A 21,854-nucleotide genomic window follows, 5' to 3' on the forward strand; every position below is an offset into this window, starting at 1 on the left:
CATGGCGGTCAGGGATGAGGCGGCTATGCAGCCAACGCTGTCCATTAGAGCGCAGCGGCCAACGGCGGTCTTGCGCCGGCTCAAGCTGTGTTGCTGAAACTGTTAATTGATCAAAATCAAGACCGCTGTGGCCGTTTGTCTGAATCATAGGGGAATGCATGGCAATCATGGCAACCCGGGGGCGACACGATGGCGACACTGATACATGATCTGATTTTCGAGACGGCGCAGCGCGCCCCCCACGCGCCGGCCCTGTCCTGGCAGGGCGAAGAAATCAGCTATGCCGTGTTGGCGCAATCCGTGCGCGAAGTGGCTGGCACCTTGCTGACCCTGGGCTTGCAGCGTGGCGCGCGCGTGGCCGTGTACCTGGAAAAACGCCCGGAAAACGTCAGCGCCATGTTTGGTGCGGCGGCGGCAGGCGGCGTGTTCGTGCCCGTCAATCCGCTGCTCAAACCGGACCAGGTGGCGTATATCCTGGCCGATTGCAACGTGGCCATCCTCGTCACCTCGCGCGAACGCCTGGCGCAGCTGGGCCCCGCACTGGCCGCCTGCCCGGACTTGCAGACGGTGCTGCTGACGGGCGAAGGGGAGACAGCATCGCACCTGGGCAAGATACGGCTGCTGCCGTGGTGTGGCCTGTCCGCCGCGCCCGCACTCCCACTGCTGTGGCATACGGTGATCGACATGGACATGGCCGCCATTTTATATACCTCGGGCAGCACGGGGCGGCCGAAAGGCGTGGTGCTGTCGCACCGCAACATGCTGGCCGGCGCGCTCAGCGTGTCCAGTTATCTACGCAACACGCCGCAGGACCGCATCCTGTGCGTCTTGCCGCTCAGTTTTGATTACGGCCTGAGCCAGCTGACGACGGCGTTTGCCAGCGGCGCCTGCGCCGTGCTGATGAATTATCTGCTGCTGCGCGACATCGTCGAAGCCGTGGAGCAGGAAGCCATCACGGGACTGGCCGCCGTGCCGCCCCTGTGGGTGCAGCTGTCGCAGCTGAGCTGGCCCCTGTCCACGCCTTTGCGCTACATTACCAATTCGGGCGGCGTGATGCAGCGCTCCACCTTGGACAAGCTGCGCGAATCGCTGCCGCGCACGCAGATCTACCTGATGTATGGCTTGACGGAAGCGTTCCGTTCCACCTATCTGGCGCCGGAGCAGCTGGAGCGGCGCCCCGGTTCCATCGGGCAAGCGATCCCGAATGCGGAAGTGCTGGTGCTGCGCCCCGACGGCAGCGTGTGCGACGCCGATGAGCCGGGCGAACTCGTGCACCGTGGCGCGCTGGTGGCGCTGGGCTACTGGAACGATGCGGCGCGCACGGCCGAGCGCTTCAAGCCGCTGCCGCCGCAGGCCAGCGGCCTGGTGCTGCCGGAACTGGCCGTCTGGTCGGGCGACACCGTGCGCCGCGATGCGGATGGCTATCTGTACTTCGTGGGGCGCAGCGATGACATGATCAAGACCTCCGGCTACCGGGTCAGCCCGGCCGAGATCGAGGAAGTCGCGTATGCAAGCGGGCTGGTGGGCGAGGCGGTGGCGCTGGGCCTGCCCCATGCCGTGCTGGGCCAGGCCATCGCCTTGCTCGTCACGCCCGCGCCGGGCCTGCAATTGTTGCGCGATAGCGTGCTGGCGGCTTGCCGCGCGCGCCTGCCCAGCTATATGGTGCCGCTGTGGGTAGAGATCCGCGACGGCGTGCTGCCGCGCAATCCGAATGGCAAGATCGACCGTCCCTTGCTGGCCAGGGAACTGGCGCGTGCGTATGCGGTCCAATCAGGAGAGGTGGCATGAAGGATTTGATACGCTCGAATAGCACGCAATTGCCGTTGCACTCGTCCCTGGGCCAGCAGTTCGCCGTGGACAACGACATGCTGCAGGTCGGCGGCGTAGCGTTGCAGCGGCTGGCCCAGCGGGTGGGCAGCACGCCGTTTTATGCCTATGAACGCGCGCACATTACGCGCCGCGTGGCCGAACTGCGCGCCGCCTTGCCCGCTGGCGTGCACGTGCATTACGCCATGAAGGCCAATCCCATGCCGGCCGTGGTGCAGTGGCTCGCCGGCCTGGTCGATGGCATCGATGTGGCCTCGGGCGGTGAACTGGCCACCGCACTCGATACGCCCATGCCGGCCGAACGCATCAGTTTTGCGGGGCCGGGCAAGAGTGATGGCGAGCTGGCGCGGGCCGTGGCGGCGGGCGTCTTGATCAACGTGGAATCGGGCGCCCAGCTGGAAAGGACGGCGCTGGCCAGTGAACGGCTGGGCGTGACGGCCCGGGTGGCCGTGCGCGTGAATCCCGATTTCGCCTTGCGCCGCACGGGCATGCGCATGGGCGGCGGCGCGCAGCCGTTTGGTGTCGATGCGGCCCTGGTGCCGGCGCTGCTGGGCCGCATCGGCCAGCTGGGCCTGGATTTCCACGGCTTTCACCTGTATGCGGGTTCGCAAAGCCTGTCGGCGGCGGCCCTGGTGGAAGCGCAAGCCCTGAGCGTGCAACTGGCCCTGCAGCTGGCCGACAGCGCGCCATCACCCTTGCGCACCCTGAATATCGGCGGCGGCTTCGGCGTGCCGTATTTTCCCGGCGACCAGGGCCTGGATCTGGCGCCCGTGGCGGACGGCTTGCAGCGGCAGCTCGATCTCCTGGCCCAGGCGGCGCCCGGCGCGCGCCTGAACCTGGAACTGGGCCGTTATCTGGTGGCCGAGGCCGGTATCTATGTATGCAAGGTAATTGAGCGCAAGCTATCGCATGGGCAGGTATTTCTCGTCACGGATGGCGGCTTGCACCACCACCTGGCCGCTTCCGGCAATTTTGGCCAGCTGATCCGCAAGAATTACCCGGTCGCCATCGGCAACCGCCTGCAGGGCGGGGTGCGCGAAGTGGCCTCCGTCGTTGGACCGCTGTGCACGCCGCTGGACTTGCTGGCCGACCAGATGCAGATGGCGCGCGCCGAGGAGGGCGACCTGGTGGTGGTGTTCCAGTCGGGCGCGTATGGCTTGACGGCCAGCCCGACGGCCTTTCTCGGCCATCCTTTGCCGGCTGAGGTGCTCGTATGAGCGGCCTGTGCGGTTGGCTGGCGGCGGCGGAGAGTGTTGCGCCAGCCGATGGCGCGGCGTTAGCCGTGCTGGCGGGCATGGCCGCGCCCCTGTCGCGCTTCGATGGCGCGCCCCTGGCCGCCAGCCTGAGCGAAGTGGGCGGTGTGGCCGTGGCCGCCATCGACGGCAGTCGCCATGTATATCAGCAAGATGGCTTGCAAGTGGCCATCTGGGGCCGGCCCGTGCTCGATGGTTCGGCCGATGACGTGGCGAGCCGCCTCGCGTCCCTGTGGCTGAGCCGGGGCGTGGCCGCCTGCGCCAGCCTGTCCGGGCATTTCTGTTTGGCCATCCTCGACGCTTTTTCCGGCTCGGCCCTGCTGGCCGTGGACCGTGCCGGCATCCACCCCCTCAGCTATGCGAGCAATGCGCAAGGCCTGTTTTTTGCCTCCTCGATGGATGCCTTGCTGGCGCATCCGTCCGTGCGGGGCGCGCTCGATCCGCAAGCGCTGTATCACTACCTGTATTTCCACATGGTGCCCGGCCCGGCCACGGCCTATTTGGGCCAGCAGCGCTTGCTGCCCGGTGAATACCTGCATGTGCGCGGCGGCAGGCAATGCAAGGGCAGCTACTGGCAGTTGGCTTTCCAGGAGCCAGGCGCGGCACGCCCGCGAGCCAGCTTTGCCGCCAACAAGCAGGAATTCCTGCGCCTGCTGCGCCAGGCCGTGGAAAGCAGCCTGGGCAACGATAGCGCCAGCACGGGCGCGTTCCTCAGCGGCGGCACCGACAGTTCCACCCTGGCTGCCATCATGGGCCAGGTGACGGGCCGCCCCGCACGCACGTATTCCATCGGTTTCGATGCGCCTGGCTATGACGAAATGGCGTATGCGCGTCTGGCCGCCAGCCACGCGGGCAGCATCCACCACGAGCGCTACGTGACACCAGACGACGTGCTGGCCGCGATCCCCGCCATGGCGGCCATCTTCGACCAGCCTTTCGGCAATGCCTCGGCTATTCCCGCCTATTATTGCGCGCAGATGGCGCGCGACGATGGCGTGACGCGGCTGCTGGGCGGCGACGGCGGCGATGAATTGTTTGGAGGCAATGAGCGCTATGCGCACCAAGCCTTGTTGTCGCAATATGAACGCTTGCCCGTCATGCTGCGCCAGGCCATCATCGAGCCGCTGCTCTTTCGCCAACAAAGGGGCAAGCCGTGGCGCTTGGGCGACAAGGCGCGCCGCTACATCGAGCAAGCCAGCCTGCCGCTGCCGGCCCGCCTCGACGGCTACAACCTGCTGCTGCGCCATGGCCATCGCACGGTGCTGGAAGCGGGTTTTATCGATACCATCGACCCGGGCATGGCGCCCGGCTGCGTGAATGGCGCGTATTGGGAGCGGCAAGGCCAGGGCTTGAGCCAGATCAATGAGTTGCTGGCGCTGGACATGCGCTTTACCCTGGCCGACAACGACCTGTTCAAGGTGCGCAAGGCGTGCGAGCTGGCGGGCGTGGAAGCGGCCTTTCCTTTCCTGCACGATGCGATGGTGGCGTTTGCGTCGCGCCTGACGCCGCGCGACAAGCTCGACGGCAGGCAACTGCGGCCCTTCTTCAAGCGGGCGCTGGCGGAGATCTTGCCGCCGGCCATCGTGCGCAAGAAAAAGCACGGCTTCGGCTTGCCTTTTGGCCAGTGGCTGCACAGCCATGCGCCGCTGCGCGAGTTTGCGTTCGATAACCTGACGCAGCTACGCGCGCGCGGCATCGTGCGGCCCGCCTTCATCGACGATTTACAAGGGCGCTTGCTGGCGGAACACCCGGCCTATCACGGCACCATGGTGTGGCTGCTGCTGATGCTGGAACAGTGGCTCAGCCAGCATCCGGGCGCGCTGGGTGCGCTTGCCGACGGTTTTGCCGCAAGCGCCACAGAAACGCCAGTCGTCCTCGATCCCACGGCGTAAAGCGGGGCAGCTGCAGCAAGTCCAGCCCCGCACCGGGGCGCGCCACGCCCCAGTCCGTTGCCACGGCCGCCTTGAAACCCAGGCTGTGGACCATCGCCACGTGGGATGCGCCGTAATCGCGCCCGGCCTTGCCGTTCGGATACGCAAACAGGGTGACGTGCGCCTGGATCAAACTTTCCAGCTGATGCTTGCCGTTGGCGATGTCCAGCCGCGCGGCGTGGTCCGGCAAGGTGGACAATATCGGGTGGCTCAGCGTGTGCGCACCCAGCTCCATGCCGGCCGCCTGTAATTGACGCAGCTGCGCCGTGCTGAGCATGGCTGGCGCTCCGGCCGTGGCGCCGGCCTGGCGGTGGATGAGCATGGCCAGCTGCTGGCGCCGGGCGAATGGCTGGTACTTGAGCTGGCCCAGCAAGGTGGCGATGGCCGCTTGCTGCTGCGCCAGATCGGCGACGGGCAGGCAGTCCAGCCCGAGTTCGCGCAAGTCGAGTACGGGAGCTGGCGCCTGGCGCACGGCCTCGATCACCGTGTCGTTCCACATTTGTCCGCCGTCCAGGTAGCCCGTGGCGATAAAAAACGTGGCGTGCAAACCGTGGCGCTGCAGCAGCGGCAGGGCCACTTGCGCGTTGTCCGCATAACCGTCGTCGAAGGTGATGCAAGCGGCGCGCGCGGGCAGGCTGCCATCTTGCAGCCGCTGCACGGCCACGGTGAGCGGCAGCGGCGCATAAAAGCGTTTTAACAGGCGCAACTGGCGCTCGAACAGGGCCGCATCGACTTCGCCGGGGAACAGCGGGTCGGGCCGCGCCAGCACGCGGTGGTAGATCAGAATCGACAAGGTGGCGCTCATGGCTGCTCCGCGATGGCTGCCCGGGCCTCGGCCTTGGCCCTGGCCTGGCGCGATGTCGGGGCTGGTGCCTGCCGCTCGACGATGACGCGCGTGGCGATCAGGACGGCCATCAGGTAATACGGCATGTCGAAATACAGCAGGCTGAGGAAGGCGCCGCCCACGGCAAAGCCGATCAGGCTGGCCTGGCTCATGGTGGCCAGGCCGTGTGCCCAGCGCAGTTCCGCCTGGCCCCGCGTGCGGCGGATGATGGCGCCCGCCGTGCGCCAGGTAGCGACGCCCAGCGCCAGGTAAATGATCAAGCCGACGAAGCCGTGTTCGCCCAGCGCCTGGAAGTAGATGCTGTGCGCCGCGTGCACATCCATGGGGTTGGGCGCGTAGCGGGCAAAGATGCCGGCGTCGGACACGTCGAAGCCGCCGCCAGGAAAACGGTCGCGCGCCAGGTTCCAGGCCATGCGCCAGGCATTCAGGCGGCCCATGGCGGACACGTCATCCTGATAGGTGTTGATGGTGTCCATGCGTTCGGCCCAGCGCTCGGGCATGAAGGCCAGCAGCAGCGGCGCGACGGCACCGAGCAGCGCGCCCAGCACCAGCTTGCGCTCGCTTTTCAGCCACATGAACAGGCCCATGGCGGCGATGGCCAGCAGGCCACCGCGCGAATACGAGCCCAGCGCGGCCAGCGCCGACAGCAGCATCGCCGCCGTCAAGCCATGGCGCAGCCAGCGCCGATGTTTCTGCGTGTTTTGCTGCAGGTAATACATGAGGGGGATGGTGATGATCAGGGCCAGGGCCAGCGCATTGTTGTCACCAATGAACGTATCTTCCGGCCCCCAGACCCGTTCCGTGCCGCCGCTGCGGATGGTGAAGATGCCACCCTTCACGCCGTAATAGCCGATCGAGCCCACCAGCACCCAGACAAGGCGCACGATGTCGCGCCGCGTGCGTATCACCATCATGATCACAAAGCTCATCAGCATGATCTTCATGACCTTGTTCCACTGCACCCACGACGCTTCGGGCAGCAGGGCGAACGGCGCCGTGACATTCATCCACCCGACGAACAGCAGCAGCAGCACGCTGACGGGCGTCAGCGGCAAGCTTTTCGGCTCGCGCGTCATCACCAGGCTGAGCATGGTGGCGATGGCGATGATGAAGGCGAACGGCAAGTGGGTGGCAAAGCCCCAGGCTTGCGTGTGTGGATTCATCACGCTGACCCAGACCCACATCAGGCCGCCGATGGCCGGTGACTTCAGGATGAAGGGCAGCGAACCGAGGATGATGATGGTAATCAGTATGTCGCGCATGAAGGGGGACGCTCCTGGTTTTGCCCGGCTTGGCAAGGTCTTGATGCCTGTCAACGGGCTGGCGGGCAGGCTCAGTACACTGGATCAATACTGCTTGATGCATAGTTTTGTCATGGTAAGACCAAGGAGGCATGTCCTTGTTGACCGTTCTCATGGCGACCTACAATGGCGCCGGCACTTTGCCCCAGGTATTGCGCGCCTACATGGCGCTGCGTTCGCCCGTGGGGGCTGGCGCCTGGTCATCGCCGACAATGGCAGCACGGACGCCACGGCCCAGGTGATCGCCGCCTTCCGCGGCCGCTTGCCTTTGAGCTATCTCTACGTGGCGCGGCGCGGCCGCAGTCCCGCCCTGAACGGCGCCGTCGAAAACGCCTTGCGCTCAAACGGCGATGGCAGCGAGTTGTTCGTCTTTGGCGACGACGACGCCATGCCCGCGCCCGACTGGCTGTGCCGGCTGCAGGACTGCGCGCGCGCCCACCCCGGCTACGCGCTGTTCGGCGGTGCCATCGTGCCCGCCTGGCGGGAAAAGCCGGCCGACTGGCTGCTGCGCCTGACACCGGTCGGCTTGACGTGGGGCATTACCAGTCCCGACCTGCGCGACGCCCCCATCTATCCAGGCCTGGTGTGGGGCGCCAACATGGCGATACGCCGCCGCATCTTCGAGGCGGGCGCCCGCTATGACGAAAGCATCGGCCCGCAGGGAGCCAATTACGCCATGGGCAGCGAAACCCGCCTCAACCTGGAAATGCATGCGGCCGGCAATCCTTCCTGGTTCTGTCCGCAGGCCAGGGTGGCGCATATCATCCGCGTCCCGCAAGTGCAGCGCGCCTGGATACTGCGCCGCGCCATGCTGTTCGGCCGGGGCCAATGCCGGCTGGCGACATTCGCGCCCAGCGTGGAATGGCTGGGTGTGCCGCGCTGGATGCTGGGCCGATACGTGCGCGAGTCGCTCGGCGCCGTGCGGGCCTGGCTGCGGCGCGACCGGGCCGAGCTGTTCCTGCGCCAGTGGGAACGCGCCTGGCTGCGCGGCTTCTTCCATGAAGCGTGGCGCGGACGTAGAAAACGCCAGCCGCGCATCGTCATCAGCAGTTATTCGGGCGAGCTGGGTGGCATGGAGCTGCGCATGGCGCAAGAGGCGACGATGCTGGGCGCGAGCGGCTATGACAGCGTGCTGGCGCTGCGGCGCTTTCCCGGTTTTACTGCCTGGGCGCAAGACTTGCGCGCAAGGCAGATGCACGTGCGCGTGTACGAGCCGCCCTTGTTTCTCGAACACTGGGCCTGGCGCCGCTGGAATTGGCTGCGCGCCAGGGTCACGGGCGCCTGGCGGCTGCGGCGGCTGCGGCCCGATCTGGTCCACGTGGCGTTTTGCTGGACGGCATATGGCGCTTCCATCCTGTGGCTGGCGCGGCAATGCCGCTTGCCGGCCGTGATCAGCGTGCACAACGCGTTTCCCCTGGAAACCTTCAGCGACTGGCAGCGGCCCCGGCTGGAAGAGGCGTTCCGCAGCGTCAAAGGCGTGTATGCCGTGTCGGACTCGGCCATGCGGCATTTCCTCGACCTGTACCGCGACATGCTGGCGCCGCAGACGCGGCTGGCCGTGATTCCCAACGGCGTCGATACGGACACTTTTACTGTTTCGCCCGAACGGAGAATACAGGCGCGCAAGCAGCTCGGGCTGCCGCCGGACGCCCTGGTGCTCGGCTGCGTGGCGCGACTCTCCGCGCAAAAACGTCCGCAAGCGCTGCTGGCCCTGTTCGCCAGGCTGGCGCCGCAGTTTCCCAGCCTGTATTTAGTGCTGGTGGGCACGGGGCCGCTGGAAGCCATGCTGCGGCTGCAGGCGCAGCAATCGGGTTTGCAGGACAGAGTCGTGTTTGCCGGCTTCCGGCAGCGCGTCGAGTTGCTGATGCCGGCCTTCGACCTGCACGTGCTGCTGAGTAAAAACGAGGGTTTCGGCATCGCCACCATCGAGGCCATGGCCTGCGGCGTGCCGGCCGTGGGGACGGATGTGCCGGGCACCCGCGATATCCTGCACGATAGCGCCGGGGGAATGCTGCTGCCGCTCGACGACGAGCACGCCGCCTGCGCGGCCGTGGCCAAGTTGCTGGTCGATGCGCCCCGGCGCGCCCGCATGGGACGGCTGGCGCGCGAGGAAACCGTGCAGCGCTATTCGATGCTGCGCCTGGAACGCCAGTTGCGGCAGTTCTATGCGGGCCTCGTGTAGGCGCGGGCGGCCCGCATGAGCACCACGCGCCATTCGTTTCTGTTTTCGTTTGCCGAAAAATACACGGTGCTGCTGCTGGGCATCATCGCCACCATGGTGCTGTCGCGCCTGCTAACGCCGGCCGAGGTGGGCGTATATTCGCTGGGCGCCGTGCTGGTGGCGCTGGCGCAAGTGGTGCGCGATTTTGGCGTGGGGCAATACCTGATCCAGGAAAAGCAGCTCGATGCCGTGAAGCTGCGGGCCGCGCTGGCCACCAGCCTGCTTGTCGCCTGGCTGCTGGCCGGCCTGGTGCTGCTGGCCAGTGCGCCGCTCGCGCATTTCTATGGCGAACCCCGGCTGACCCTCGTGCTGCGTTTGCTGTCGATTAACTTCCTGCTGATCCCGTTCAGCGCCTTGACACTCCCCATGTTGCGCCGGCAACTGCGCTTTCGCGCCATTTACGCCATCAACGGGGCCAATAGCGTGGTCAACCTGCTGGTGGCCGTGCTGCTGGCGCTGCAGGGCTACAGTTATATGAGCATGGTATGGGCGGCGCTGGCCGGTTCCTGCGCCTCGCTGGCAGTCAGTCTGCTGGTGCGGCCGCGCGAACTGCCGTGGCTGCCGGGACGGCGCGGCATGGGCGATATCGCCCGTTTTGGCGCGTATGCGACGGGTGGCGGCCTGGTCGACGAGGCGGGCGTGGCGTCGCCGGATCTGATCATCGGCAAGCTGATCGGCATTGAAAGCCTGGCCCTGTTCGGCAAGGCGCAAAGCGTGCTGAATATCTTCAACCAGGCCATCACCAGCGCGATTTCTCCCGTGGTGTTTCCCCTGTTCGCGGCGCGCGCGCGGGAAGGGGACGGCCAGGGCGGGGCGGAGCTCGTGTATCTGCGCACGATCAGCTACATGACGGCGCTGGCCTGGCCGTTTTTTTTCTTCCTCGCCTGCATGGCTTTGCCCCTGGTCAAGGTGTTGTATGGCACGCAATGGCTAGGATGTGTGCCCTTGATCCGCATCATGTGCCTATCCTCGGCCGTGTATAGCATGTTCAGCATGGCCCGCTACCTGTTCGTGGCGACGGGCCAGCTGCACGCGCAGGTGCGGCTCGATGCCTGCGCTGGCGCCATCAAAGTGGCGCTGCTGCTGGCCGCGGCGCCATTCGGCCTGGTGGCCGTGGCGTGGGCCGTGGTGCTCAGCAACGTGCTGCGCAGCTGGCTGGTGTATGGCTGCCTGCGGCGCTTGAGCGCACTCGACTGGCGCACCCTGGCGCGGGCCGTGCGCAAAAGCCTGCTGCTGTGCGGTCTCAGCGGCATGGCGCCCCTCGCTTCGCTGCTGTGCCTGCCTGTTGATACGCCAGCGCTGCTGGCGCTGACGGGCACGGCGCTGGCTACCTTGCTGTGCTGGCTGGCCGGTCTGTTCCTGTTGAAACATGAACTGGCCGGCGAATTCTTGTTGTTACAACGCAAGCTGGCCGGCCGCTGGCTGGCAGTCAAATGCACGAAAGGATGACCATGCGTGTCGGTATCTTGTCCTACCCGATGCTGTTCCAGCGCGACGGCGGCTTGCAGATCCAGGTACGCGAAACCATTGCCGCGCTGAACCGGCTGCCCCAGCTACCGGCGCGGCACCTGGAAGTGCAACTGGTCGACGCCAACCATCAGCGGCTGGCCGATTTCGACGTGCTGCACGTGTTTTCGGCCAGCAATGGCACTTACCGCATCATGGAAATGGCCAGCGAGCAAGGCGTGCCCGTGGTGCTGTCGCCGCTGCTGTCGCCGGGCTGGGGCCGCGCCAGCGCCTGGCGCGCGCGGCTGGCCGACCGGCTGGCAGGGCGCCTGACGCAGTGGATGGTGCAAACGAGCTATGCGCAAACGCGGCGCGCCCTGCAACTGGCCGACGTGGTGATCGCCCTGGGCGAGGCTGAGCGCGATGCCATCGTGCAAGGTTTCGGCATGCAGGCCGACGCCATCCGCGTCTTGCCGAACGGGATCAATCCGTATTTCTTCACGGCCAATGGCGACCTGTTCCTGCGCGAAACGGGCATCGCCGGGCCGTTCGTGCTGATGACGGGCAGCATTTCGCCGTATAAAAACCAGCTGGGCCTCGCGCTGGCGCTGGCGGGGGCCGGCTTGCCCCTGGTGCTGATCGGCGCCGCGCCGCGCGAACAGCAGGCGTATCTGCAGCAGTTGCTGGACTTGCCGCACGTCAGCTGGATCGGCGCGCTCGACCACGCCGACCCGCTGCTGGCCAGCGCCTACCATGCGGCGGCCGTGGCGGCCCTGCCCAGCCAGGGCGAAGTGTTTCCCTTGAGCGTGCTCGAAGCGCTGGCGGCCGGCACGCCCGTCGTCATGACGGCGCAAAGCGCGCTGGACTTGCCCGATTCCGCGTTCGCGCTGCGCAAGGTGGCCTGGGACGATGGCCCCGCGCAGCGCCAGGCCATCCTCGACTTGCTGGCGCTGCCGCCCGAGCGCGCCCGCGTGCAAGCGCTGGTGGAACGTTTTACGTGGGAGCGGGTGGCGGCCCAGATTGCCGATTGTTACTACCAGCTGCAGTCCTTGCCTGCCAGGAGGCAACATGCTGTTTAATTCCTTCGCCTTCCTGTTCGGCTATTTGCCCATCGTGCTGGCTGGCTATTTTCTTCTGGACCGATTGACGTCCTGCGCCAGCTGGCGCCTGGCGCCAGCCGTGTGGCTGGCGCTCGCCTCGCTGTTCTTCTATGCCTGGTGGGACGTGCGCTACCTGCCGCTGCTGCTGGCGTCGATCTGCGTCAATTACGGCGCCGGCCGTGTGCTGGGGGCCAGCACGGGCGCGGCCCGCAAGCGCGTGCTGCTGGCTGCCCTGACCTTGAATCTGGGGCTGCTTGCCTACTATAAATATGCGAATTTCTTCATCGACAGCGTGAATGCCGTGGCCGCCGGAGCTGGCGCTGGCAGCCTGCCGTGGTCCGGCCTCGACATCATCCTGCCGATCGGCATCTCGTTTTTCACCTTCACGCAGATCGCCTTCCTCGTCGATTGCTACCGGGGCGAGGTGCGCGAATACCGTTTCATCCATTACGTGCTGTTCGTCAGCTATTTTCCCCATTTGATCGCCGGCCCCGTGCTGCATCACCGCGACATGATGCCGCAGTTCGCAGACCCGGCCAATGCCCACCCGCGCGCCGCCAATTTCGCCATCGGCCTGTCGATCTTTACCATCGGGCTGGCAAAGAAGGTGCTGATCGCCGACAACCTGTCGCCGCTGGCCATGCCCGTCTTCGCGGCCGGGGCCACGCCCACCCTGATCGAGGCCTGGATTGGCGTGCTGGCCTACACCTTCCAGCTGTACTTCGACTTTTCCGGCTATTCGGACATGGCCATTGGCCTGTCGCGCCTGTTCGGCGTGAAATTGCCGCTGAACTTCAATTCGCCATACAAGGCCGCCAATATCGCCGACTTCTGGCGCCGCTGGCACATGACCTTGTCGCGTTTCCTGCGCGATTACTTATATATTCCCCTAGGCGGCAGCCGCCAAGGCGAAGCCATGCGCTACCGCAACCTGATGCTGACCATGCTGCTGGGCGGCTTGTGGCATGGCGCCGGCTGGACGTTTGTCATCTGGGGCGGCTTGCACGGCCTGTACCTGGTGCTGCAGCAGGCGTGGCAGCGCGCGTTCGGCGCGGCGCGGGCGCGCTGGTGGCCCACCTTGCTGACCTTTCTTGCCGTGATGCTGGCCTGGATTTTCTTCCGCGCGCCCGACGTGGCCACGGCCTGGGACATCAGCGGCGCGCTGGTGGGGGAGAATGGCGTGAGCTTGCCGCGCGGCCTGGCCAGCCATGCGGCCGGTCTGGCGCAGTGGGGCTTGCATCCCGCGTTTGACGGCATCCGCTGGATCGAACTGGCGGGGCCGGGCTTGCCCGTGCTGCTGGGTGCCATGTTGCTGGCTTTCAAGGCGCCAAACACGCAAGAAATATTCTTTCTCTACGAGCCTGCCATTGAAAGAATATTTCAACCTGCAGGGCGCTGGGCCTTCAGCTGGCGCCCCACGCGCCGCTGGAGCGTGGGGTTTGCCGCGCTGTTCGTCGCCTGCATCTTCGGCATGAACCGGGTCACCGAATTTCTCTACTTCCAGTTCTGAGCATGGACACTTCCCCCCGCCGCTATCTTGTCTGTTTCCTCGCCTGCGTCGGCCTGGTGCTCGGCGCCGTCTCGTTCATGAATTACCAGGTCGACCCCTACCTGCTGCACCAGTGGGACAGTCCCTTGCTGCAGCGCCCGCGCCAGCTGAACGAAAAGCTTGGCGCCTGGGCCAAGACCTATGCCGTGGCGCGCTACCGGCCAGCCATCATCTACATCGGCAATTCGCGCACGGAAATGGGCTTGCCGACCGGCGTGCGCGCCTTGTTCGACGGCAAGCGCGTGTTTAACAGCGCGGTGTCCGGCGCCTCGATCGGCGACGCCATCCGCCTGGCCGAGCATGCGGCCAGGGTCAGCCGCGTCGAGACCATGGTGTGGGGCATCGACGCGCCCACTTTTTCCCTCGACATGGGCGCGGCGCGCGTGGAAGACAGCCTGACGGGCGCCCGCCACGGCTTTTTTGCCCGGCGCGCCCTGGTCAACCTGAAGCGCGGCCTGACCCTGGACATGACGCAGGACAGCTTACGCATCCTGACAGGCCATGCCGGCGATACCTGCCGCTCCAACCTGGCCGTGTATGGGCAGCGCGACGAGACGTGCACCCTCAAGGGCATCCAGCACTGGCTCGGTACCAAGGATGCCATTCCCGTGCGGCTGCAGGAATTCGGCGATGGCCTGGGGCCGACACCGCCCTCGACACCAGCGCTCGACGCCAGTATCGGCAAGCTGTGCCGGCCAGGCATGCGCCTGCGCCTGTACATCAACCCCACGCACGCGCTGACCTTGTACGCGCTGCACTTGCGCGGCAAGTGGGATGCCATGCAGGCCTGGCAACGCGGCCTGGTACAGGTCGTCGAGCGCCACCGGGGGCAGGGCTGCGATGTGCGCCTGCTTGATTTTTCCGGCTTTAACAGCATCACGAGCGAAGCGACCCCGCTCGTCAGCGGCAAGCCCGACATGCATTATTACTGGGAAGTGTCGCATTACCGGGACAATGTTGGCCGCTTGATACTGGCGCGTTTGTTCGGCGGCGACACGCCGGCGCCGGCCGATTTCGGCGTGGAGCTGACGCAGGCCAACATCGACGCCCACCAGGCGGCCACGCGCGCCGCGCGCGAGCGCTATCGCCTGGAGCACGCGCGCGAGGCGGCCTATGCGCAGCGGGTGCTGGACGGGCCTTTGACCCGGCGTTGATGCAAAGCTCCACAAATACGTAATGCCGTTCAGATAGCGCCCCTACGCGACCAGTAGACCTGCAAAACGGATTAAAGCCCCAGTCGCCCGCACAGGTGTACCGGGCCAAGCGAGCCTGAAAAATGTTGAGGGCAAGGCGCAGCGACGAAGACAGTACGCATGTACGGCGAGGAGCTGCAACGCCGCCATCGGCATTTTCTCGGGCGCGCGTCGCCGGCCCGCCATTTTTACGTTTTTACGCCTTACACCTTTGCCTTTAAATGCGTCGGACAGCTTAACTGAACGGCATTACCCACAAATACGCCATTTTTCACCTTCCAATGCTGACCATGGATACCACCGCCCGCCGCTACCTCGCCATCTTCCTTGCCTGCGTGCTGGCCGCGCTGGCCCTCGTTTCGGCCGTGAATTATCACGTCGATCCGTATCTGCTGCACCAGTGGGACAGCCCGCTGCTGCAGCGATTGCGCCCGACGACCGAAAAACTCAGCGTGTGGAGCAAGACGTATGCCGTGGCGCGCTACCGGCCCTCCGTCGTGTATATTGGCAACTCGCGCACGGAAATGGGTTTGCCGGCGAACAGTGCGCGCACTTTGTTCGAAGGCAAGAGTGTCTTCAATAGCGCCGTCTCAGGTGCATCCATCGGCGAGGCCATGCGCCTGGCCGAGCACGCGGCCAGGGTCAGCCACGTCGACACCATGGTGTGGGGCATCGACGCGCCCTCGTTCTCGCTGGAGCTGGGCTCGGCCGGCGTGGAACCGGGCTTGACGGATGGCGGCCCCGCGTTCTTCGCGCGGCGCGCCTTGCTCAACATCAAGCGTGGCCTGACGGTGGACATGACGCGCGACACTTGGCGCATCCTCAGTGGTACCTATGACGGCGTGTGCCTGTCCAGCCTGGCCTTGCACGGCCAGCGCGACGAGTCCTGCCTCACCAGCCGCAACCGTACTTGGACCGGCACGGCACGCGCCTTCACGCCGCGCCTGCAGGAATTCGGCGATGGCCTGGGGCCGACCGAACCTGCGCTGCGCGCCTTCGATGCGAGCGTCGGCAAACTGTGCCGAGGCGGCACGCGCTTGCGCCTGTACATCAACCCCACGCACGCGCTCACGCTCGACGCCCTGTACTGGCGCGGCAAGTGGGACGCCATGGAAACATGGCAGCGCGAGCTGGCGCGGATGGCCGGGCGCTACCAGCGCCAGGGTTGCGACGTGCGCCTGCTTGATTTTTCCGGCTTCAACAGCATCACCAGCGAAGCTATCCCGCAGGTGACGGGCGCGCGCGACATGCGCTATTACTGGGAAGCTTCACACTACCGCGACAATGTGGGCCGCTTCATCCTGGCGCGCCTGTTCGGCGGCCCTGAGCCGGTGCCGGCGGACTTCGGCGTCGAGCTGACGGAAACGGGCATCGCGGCCCACCAGGCGGCCACGCGCGCCGCGCGCGAGCGCTACCACCTGCAGCACGCCGAAGAAACAGCGTATCTGCGCCACGTGCTGACCTTGCCGCGCGAAGCCAAATAGGCGATCAACGGTGCCAGGCGTACAGCGTGGGGCAGGGCGCTTGCGCTATGATGCTGTTTTGCCATTCAGCAAGTTCCAGAACTCACCATGAAAATCGCCTTCTTTGCCAGCCAGCCCTACGACCGCCGTTTCTTCGATGAAGCCTTGCCATCCCAACCCGAACCGAACGGCATCGAACTGGTCTACCACAGCGCCTTGCTGAGCCAGGAAACCGCGATCCTGGCGCAAGGAGCCGAGGCTGTCTGCGTGTTCGTCAACGACGTGCTCGACACGCCCGTGCTGGAAGCCCTGCACGGCTATGGCGTGCGCGCCATCCTGCTGCGCTGCGCCGGCTACAACAACCTCGACCTGGAAGCGGCCAGGCGCCTTGGCTTTTTTGTCGCCCGCGTGCCTGCCTACTCTCCGGAAGCCGTGGCCGAATACACGCTGGCCCTGGTACAAACCCTGAACCGCCACACGCACCGCGCGTATGCCCGCGTGCGTGAAGGCAATTTTTCGCTCGATGGCTTGCTGGGCTCCACCTTGCATGGCAAGACGGTGGGCATCGTCGGCACGGGCAAGATCGGCCTGGCCACGGCGCGCATTTTTAAAGGTTTCGGCTGCACGGTGCTGGGCCACGACCCGTATCCTGCGCCCGCGTTCGCGCAGCTGGGCACGATGGTGGAGCTGCCGCAGCTGCTGGCCGAGTCCGACATCGTCTCGCTGCATTGCCCCCTGATGGACAGCACGCGCCACATGATCAGTGAAGCCACCTTGCCGCTGATGAAGAAGGGCGCCATGCTGGTGAACACTTCGCGTGGCGGCCTGATCGACACGGGCGCCGTCATCGAAGCGCTCAAATCGCGCCAGCTGGGTTCCCTGGCCATCGACGTGTACGAGCAGGAAAGCAATCTGTTCTTCCAGGACCGCTCGTCCGACATCATCGACGACGATATCTTCCAGCGCCTGATGACCTTCCCGAACGTGCTCGTGACGGGCCACCAGGGCTTTTTCACCATCGAAGCACTGCGCGAGATCGCGGCTATCACCTATCACAACCTGCAATGCTTCCTGCAGGGCAAGGCGTGCGAAAACAGCGTATTAGCTGCTTGAAGCCAGTTTTTTGGGCTTGGGCGGCGGCTTGGGTTTCGGTAGCGGCAAGGCGTCCGCCGTGCGCCGCGCCAGCTGACTGAGCCACTCACGCTCGTCCCACAGGCCGCCATCGATGAGGAAATACGGTTTGGCTTGCGGATAGGGCGGCGCTTCCTGCAGCGTGCCTTGCGCGCTGATCCAGGCGCGACCCGCGTCCGTCGGCTTGATGAACAGCTGGTCGTCGGCGACGATGGCGAACATCTTGCCGTCGCAATACAGGCCATATTCGCCAAACATTTTTTTCGCGTTGACGCTGCCCGCGCCCGCCAGTTGATCGAGCAAAAAATCCACCGTGCCTTGCTGTGATGCCATGTTGTCCTCCGTTTGAAACAGCAGTGTAGCGCACTGGTCAGGAGTCGCCGGCAAGGCTACACTACATCTATTGATTTTTTCGCATGACGTATTTTCTTATGACACCCGAGCAGATTATTCACCGCGGCATCAGCATCGCCACCCTGGCCGCCGGCCAGTCCATCGAAACCCATTGTGCGCCGGGCCAGACCGCCATCCGCGAGCAGGCCGATGGCTGGTGGCTGTACTTTGTCGACGAAGACGGCAAGGTCGACGGCTATGACAGCCCGTTCGCCAGCCACGCCGAGGCGCTGTGGGCGGCCAAGGCCGCGGCCGAGTTCAGCGCGCAATGAGGGCCGGTCCATGGGCCTTCCTGGGCTTGCCACAAGCGCCCGTGCCGGAAGAGGAAAGCGCGGACTACGGCGCCTGCCGCGCCGAACTGCACGGCAAGCGGCTGGTCTTGCGCGTGGCCAAAACCACGCCGACGAAAACCGGCCAGTTCGTCACCGTCTGGAAGCGTCCCCATCCTGATGCCGAGATCGCCCCGCTCGATGAAGCGGACCCCGTCGATATCGTCATCATCGCCGTGGACGACGGCGCACAGCACGGCTTTTTCATTTTTCCGCGCAGCGTGCTGCTCGAACGCGGCGTGATGTCGCGCGCGGGCAGCGGCGGCAAGCGCGCGCTGCGCGTGTATCCGCCCTGGTGCGCGCCAGAATCTGCCCAGGCCCAGCGCACGCAGCGCTGGCAGGTGCGGTGGTTTGTGGCGGCGGGGGATCAGCAAGGGCTGGATAGATTGTTTTATTAAGGAAACAAATGATTTGTATGAAAATTGACAAGCCTGTGTTCTTTCCCTATGCCCGAGCGTCTTGCGCATGGACGCGAGCAGTGCGGGAAGTGCGAATGATGTTGTGTCTGGGCGTAGCGCTCTGGCCGCTGGCGGTGGCCGCGGCGCCGCCGGATCCGGGCGCCGACGCGTGGCGCGCGCAATTCGCACGCGAAGTCGATCATCGGCTGGAGGTGCCAACGGCTGACCAGGCGCGCTATGTGGCGCTGTTGAAACAAGCGCTGGCCGATGCCAATGTCACCGATACGTCAGCACAGACTTTGCTGCTGGTGGACCGCAGCCCGCAAGTACAGGCCGCCTTTGTGATCTTGCATACAGAGCAAGATGCATGGTCGTTCATCGGCGCCACGGCCGTCTCGACCGGAAAGGTGGGAAGCTATAATCATTTCTTGACGCCGTTGGGGGTGTTTCCACATACCTTGGAAAATCCCGACTTTCGCTCCGAAGGCACGCTCAACGACAATCACATCCGTGGCTATGGACGGCGCGGCATGCGCGTGTTCGATTTCGGTTGGCAACAGGCACAGCGTGGCTGGGGCACTGGCGCGATCAGCCAGATGCGCTTGCAAATGCACGCCACCGATCCGGATGTGCTGGAAGCTCGCTTGGGCAATGTTGCTTCCGAGGGCTGCATCCGCATTCCAGCCACATTGAATGTGTTTCTCGATTCACACGGTTTGCTCGATGTAGTCTATGAACAAGCCGTCAACGACGGCCGCCATTTGTGGGTGCTCAAAACGGATCGCGATATCATTGAATGGCCGGGGCAGTATATGGTCATCGTCGATTCGCTGACGCAAGAGCGGCCTGTCTGGTCGCCCGCGCCAAAACCCTGATGCCGCGATCACGACAAACCACTACAAGTTGCCTCTCAGGAAAAGGATGAATGCCATGTCGGAGCCGCAGGGTAGTGAAGGGCTGACAGCCGCGCAGGCCGCGCAGCGCTTGCTGGAAAACGGGCCGAATGCCTTGCCCGCCTCGCGCCCCTTGAGTGCCGGGCGCCTGCTGCTCGATGTCGTTTCCGAACCGATGTTTTTGCTGCTGGTCGCCTGCGGCGTCATCTATCTGCTGCTGGGCGACCGCAATGAAGCGTTGATGCTGCTGGGCTTTGTTTGCATCGTCATGGGCATCACTTTTTTTCAGCGCAGGCGCACGGAACGCTCGCTGAACGCCTTAAGCGACCTCTCCTGTCCACGCGCCCTGGTGATACGCGACGGGAAACAGCAGCGCATCGCTGGCAGGGATCTGGTGCCAGGCGACCTGGTGCTGCTGGCCGAGGGCGACCGCGTGCCCGCCGATATGGAACTGCTCAGCGCATCGAATTTGACGGCCGACGAGTCCATGCTTACGGGCGAGTCCGTGCCGGTCATCAAGCATGGCTGCCCCGAGACTGGCGGCAGTCCGGACTGCCTGGTGTATTCCGGCACCCTGATCACGCAAGGCACTGCCAGCGGCCTGGTGGTCGCGACCGGCCCGCACAGCGCGCTCGGCCGCATCGGCGCCTCGCTGGCCACCATGGGGAGCGAGCTGACGCCGATTCAATCGGAAACGCGGCGTGTCGTCAGGCATGTCGCCATCGGCGGCTTGTGTCTCGCCGCCGGCCTGGCATTGGCGTATTGGTGGTTGCGCGGCGACGCCCTGCAAGGCTTGCTGGCCGGACTGACGCTGGCCATGGCGGTGCTGCCTGAAGAGTTGCCGGTGATATTGACGCTTTTCCTGGGCTTGGGCGCCTGGCGCCTGGGGCGCGAAAGCATCCTGGCGCGCAGCATACCCGCAATCGAATTGCTGGGTGCAACGACGGTGCTGTGCGTCGACAAGACGGGTACGCTGACGGCCAACCGCATGGACGTGGCCCGGCTCTGCTCGGAAACTTGCACCCATGATTGTCAGGGCAATCCTGCCGCTGCCTTGCAGGAAGAGCTGCACGGCTTGCTCGAATATGCCGTCCTGGCCAGCCATCGTCGGGCGTTTGATCCGATGGAGTCGGCCATCGGCCAGACCGGCGCCCGCTTGCTGGCCAATACGGAGCACCTGCATGCCGACTGGCAACTGATCGACGATTATCCGCTGTCGCGGCACATGCTGGCCATGTCCCGGGTGTGGCAATCGCCGGACCGTTCCGAGTTCCTGGTGGCGGCCAAGGGTGCGCCCGAGGCCATCATCGATCTGTGCCATCTGGCACCAAAGCGCGCCGCCGCCATCGCGGCCCAGGTGCTGGCCATGGCGAACGACGGTTTGCGCGTGATCGGCGTCGCCCGCGCCACGTTTGCCGCGCCGCCCCTGCCTGACAACCAGCATGTCTTTGAGTTTGAATTCCTGGGCTTGCTTGGCTTGCACGACCCGGTGCGCCCGGAAGTGCCCGATGCGGTGGCGCAATGTCACGCGGCGGGGATACGCGTGGTGATGATCACGGGCGACCATCCCGCCACGGCACTGGCGATTGCGCGGCAGGCCGGTATCGCCGGCGTGGCCAGCGGTGTGATGTCCGGCATGGACCTGGCCGCGCTGGACGACGCGGCACTGCGCGCGCGCCTGGCCGATACCGACGTCTTTTGCCGCATCGCGCCGGAACAGAAGTTGCGCCTGGTGCAAGCTTTTCGCAGCCGTGGCGATATCGTCGCCATGACCGGCGACGGCGTCAACGACGCGCCCGCATTGAAAGCGGCCAACATCGGCGTGGCCATGGGCGCCCGTGGCACCGACGTCGCGCGCGAGGCGGCAGCGCTGGTATTACTCAAGGATGATTTTTCTTCGCTGCTGCTTGCGGTGCAGCATGGCCGCCGCCTGTTTGCCAATCTGCGCAAGGCCATCGTCTTCATCGTCGCGGTGCATGTGCCCATCGTGGGCCTGTCCATCCTGCCCGTTCTGCTGGGCTGGCCCATGCTCCTGATGCCCGTGCACATACTGTTTTTGCAAATGGTGATCGACCCCGCCTGCTCGATCGTGTTCGAGGCCGAGCCGATCGAAGCCGATGCCATGACGAGCAAACCCAGGAGGTCGGAGATGCATTTGTTCGACCGTGAAATATTGCTGCGCGGCTTGCTGCAGGGGCAGGGCTGTTGGCCATGCTGGTCGGCTTCCACGTGCTGGTGCGCTGGGCCGGTCATTCCGACGAAGTGGCGCGCACGACGACCTTCCTCAGCCTGGTGCTGTCAAACCTGGGACTGATCTATGTCAACCGCCAATGGACCCAGCCGTCATGGCGGAGGGGGATCAAGTCGAACCGGGCGTTCGCCTGGATCAGCATGGCGGCCTCGCTGTTGCTGTTGCTGGTGCTGGGCGTGGCGCCTGTCCGCGAGTTGTTTGCCTTCGCGCTGCCGGACATGGCGCTGCTGCTGCAGTGCGCATTCGTCGCCGTGCTTGGCATCATCTGGTTCGAGTGCGTCAAGTGGCGGCTATCGACATGGCGATGGCCGCGCAGTGATGCACGGTAATG

18 protein-coding genes are annotated in these 21,854 nt (G+C 65.2%); 15 read left to right on the top strand and 3 right to left on the bottom strand.

The genetic code is table 11. The features are described 5' to 3' along the window. The first annotated feature begins 189 nt into the window (after nt 1–189). The 3 genes from CNX70_RS15125 to CNX70_RS15135 are packed head-to-tail and all read left to right on the top strand — an operon-like array spanning nt 190 to nt 4,972. The gene (locus CNX70_RS15125; RefSeq protein WP_096235357.1) at nt 190–1,788 is read left to right on the top strand and encodes an acyl-CoA ligase (AMP-forming), exosortase A system-associated; all 1,599 of its coding nucleotides are present in this window, start codon (nt 190–192) and stop codon (nt 1,786–1,788) included. Continuing rightward, complete coding sequence (locus tag CNX70_RS15130; protein ID WP_096235358.1) at nt 1,785–3,044, top strand: pyridoxal-dependent decarboxylase, exosortase A system-associated; 1,260 nt, start codon at nt 1,785–1,787, stop codon at nt 3,042–3,044. The genes CNX70_RS15125 and CNX70_RS15130 overlap by 4 nt, the downstream gene beginning before the upstream one ends. After that, nucleotides 3,041–4,972 carry an asparagine synthetase B family protein gene (locus CNX70_RS15135; protein WP_096235359.1) on the top strand — a complete coding sequence of 644 codons (1,932 nt, stop codon included), beginning with the start codon at nt 3,041–3,043 and terminating at the stop codon, nt 4,970–4,972. Before CNX70_RS15130 ends, CNX70_RS15135 begins: the two co-directional genes overlap by 4 nt. Here CNX70_RS15135 and CNX70_RS15140 read toward each other — a convergent pair. Both CNX70_RS15140 and CNX70_RS15145 read right to left on the bottom strand, forming a co-directional pair. Next, nucleotides 4,881–5,816, bottom strand: a complete 936-nt coding sequence (locus CNX70_RS15140) for a polysaccharide deacetylase family protein (RefSeq protein WP_096235360.1) — start codon at nt 5,814–5,816, stop codon at nt 4,881–4,883. The genes CNX70_RS15135 and CNX70_RS15140 overlap by 92 nt on opposite strands. Continuing rightward, nucleotides 5,813–7,117: a putative O-glycosylation ligase, exosortase A system-associated gene (locus CNX70_RS15145; protein WP_096235361.1), complete on the bottom strand. Its 1,305-nt coding sequence runs from the start codon at nt 7,115–7,117 to the stop codon at nt 5,813–5,815. The genes CNX70_RS15140 and CNX70_RS15145 overlap by 4 nt, the downstream gene beginning before the upstream one ends. Nucleotides 7,118–7,229: 112 nt before the next feature. Between CNX70_RS15145 and CNX70_RS15150 the strand changes: the two genes are divergently transcribed. From CNX70_RS15150 to CNX70_RS15180, 7 genes are all read left to right on the top strand, one after another. Next, on the top strand, nt 7,230–9,338 hold the full coding sequence (locus CNX70_RS15150; RefSeq protein ID WP_244198803.1) for a glycosyltransferase: 2,109 nt from the start codon (nt 7,230–7,232) through the stop codon (nt 9,336–9,338). Between the two features lie 15 nt (nt 9,339–9,353). Next, the gene (locus tag CNX70_RS15155; protein WP_096235362.1) at nt 9,354–10,826 is read left to right on the top strand and encodes a lipopolysaccharide biosynthesis protein; all 1,473 of its coding nucleotides are present in this window, start codon (nt 9,354–9,356) and stop codon (nt 10,824–10,826) included. Nucleotides 10,827–10,828: 2 nt separating this feature from the next. Further along, nucleotides 10,829–11,902: a glycosyltransferase family 4 protein gene (locus tag CNX70_RS15160; RefSeq protein WP_244198804.1), complete on the top strand. Its 1,074-nt coding sequence runs from the start codon at nt 10,829–10,831 to the stop codon at nt 11,900–11,902. Continuing rightward, nucleotides 11,892–13,433 carry an MBOAT family O-acyltransferase gene (locus CNX70_RS15165; protein WP_096235364.1) on the top strand — a complete coding sequence of 514 codons (1,542 nt, stop codon included), beginning with the start codon at nt 11,892–11,894 and terminating at the stop codon, nt 13,431–13,433. The genes CNX70_RS15160 and CNX70_RS15165 overlap by 11 nt, the downstream gene beginning before the upstream one ends. 2 nt (nt 13,434–13,435) lie before the next feature. Further along, nucleotides 13,436–14,626 carry a hypothetical protein gene (locus tag CNX70_RS15170; protein WP_096235365.1) on the top strand — a complete coding sequence of 397 codons (1,191 nt, stop codon included), beginning with the start codon at nt 13,436–13,438 and terminating at the stop codon, nt 14,624–14,626. 329 nt (nt 14,627–14,955) lie between these two features. After that, entirely contained in the window at nt 14,956–16,149 is a 1,194-nt protein-coding gene (locus tag CNX70_RS15175; RefSeq protein WP_096238479.1) for a hypothetical protein, read from the top strand. Between the two features lie 87 nt (nt 16,150–16,236). Further along, nucleotides 16,237–17,241 (top strand): 2-hydroxyacid dehydrogenase, encoded by a 1,005-nt coding sequence (locus CNX70_RS15180; protein ID WP_096235366.1) that lies wholly within the window; start codon nt 16,237–16,239, stop codon nt 17,239–17,241. Here CNX70_RS15180 and CNX70_RS15185 read toward each other — a convergent pair. Then, nucleotides 17,230–17,592: a TfoX/Sxy family protein gene (locus CNX70_RS15185; RefSeq protein ID WP_096235367.1), complete on the bottom strand. Its 363-nt coding sequence runs from the start codon at nt 17,590–17,592 to the stop codon at nt 17,230–17,232. The genes CNX70_RS15180 and CNX70_RS15185 overlap by 12 nt on opposite strands. 83 nt (nt 17,593–17,675) lie before the next feature. Between CNX70_RS15185 and CNX70_RS15190 the strand changes: the two genes are divergently transcribed. From CNX70_RS15190 to CNX70_RS29130, 5 genes are read left to right on the top strand one after another with little or no spacing between them, the layout of a single operon-like run. Continuing rightward, the gene (locus tag CNX70_RS15190) at nt 17,676–17,924 is read left to right on the top strand and encodes a hypothetical protein (protein WP_244198805.1); all 249 of its coding nucleotides are present in this window, start codon (nt 17,676–17,678) and stop codon (nt 17,922–17,924) included. After that, the gene (locus CNX70_RS15195; RefSeq protein ID WP_096235369.1) at nt 17,921–18,379 is read left to right on the top strand and encodes a MepB family protein; all 459 of its coding nucleotides are present in this window, start codon (nt 17,921–17,923) and stop codon (nt 18,377–18,379) included. Before CNX70_RS15190 ends, CNX70_RS15195 begins: the two co-directional genes overlap by 4 nt. A gap of 17 nt (nt 18,380–18,396) precedes the next feature. Then, complete coding sequence (locus CNX70_RS15200) at nt 18,397–19,254, top strand: L,D-transpeptidase (protein ID WP_157751035.1); 858 nt, start codon at nt 18,397–18,399, stop codon at nt 19,252–19,254. A 46-nt stretch (nt 19,255–19,300) separates the two neighbouring features. After that, nucleotides 19,301–21,586 carry a cation-translocating P-type ATPase gene (locus tag CNX70_RS15205; RefSeq protein ID WP_279629314.1) on the top strand — a complete coding sequence of 762 codons (2,286 nt, stop codon included), beginning with the start codon at nt 19,301–19,303 and terminating at the stop codon, nt 21,584–21,586. Next, the gene (locus CNX70_RS29130; protein ID WP_279629315.1) at nt 21,484–21,852 is read left to right on the top strand and encodes a cation transporting ATPase C-terminal domain-containing protein; all 369 of its coding nucleotides are present in this window, start codon (nt 21,484–21,486) and stop codon (nt 21,850–21,852) included. Before CNX70_RS15205 ends, CNX70_RS29130 begins: the two co-directional genes overlap by 103 nt. Nucleotides 21,853–21,854 lie beyond the last annotated feature (2 nt).

It is taken from the genome of Janthinobacterium svalbardense (assembly GCF_002327145.1).
Classification (GTDB): domain Bacteria; phylum Pseudomonadota; class Gammaproteobacteria; order Burkholderiales; family Burkholderiaceae_D; genus Janthinobacterium; species Janthinobacterium tructae.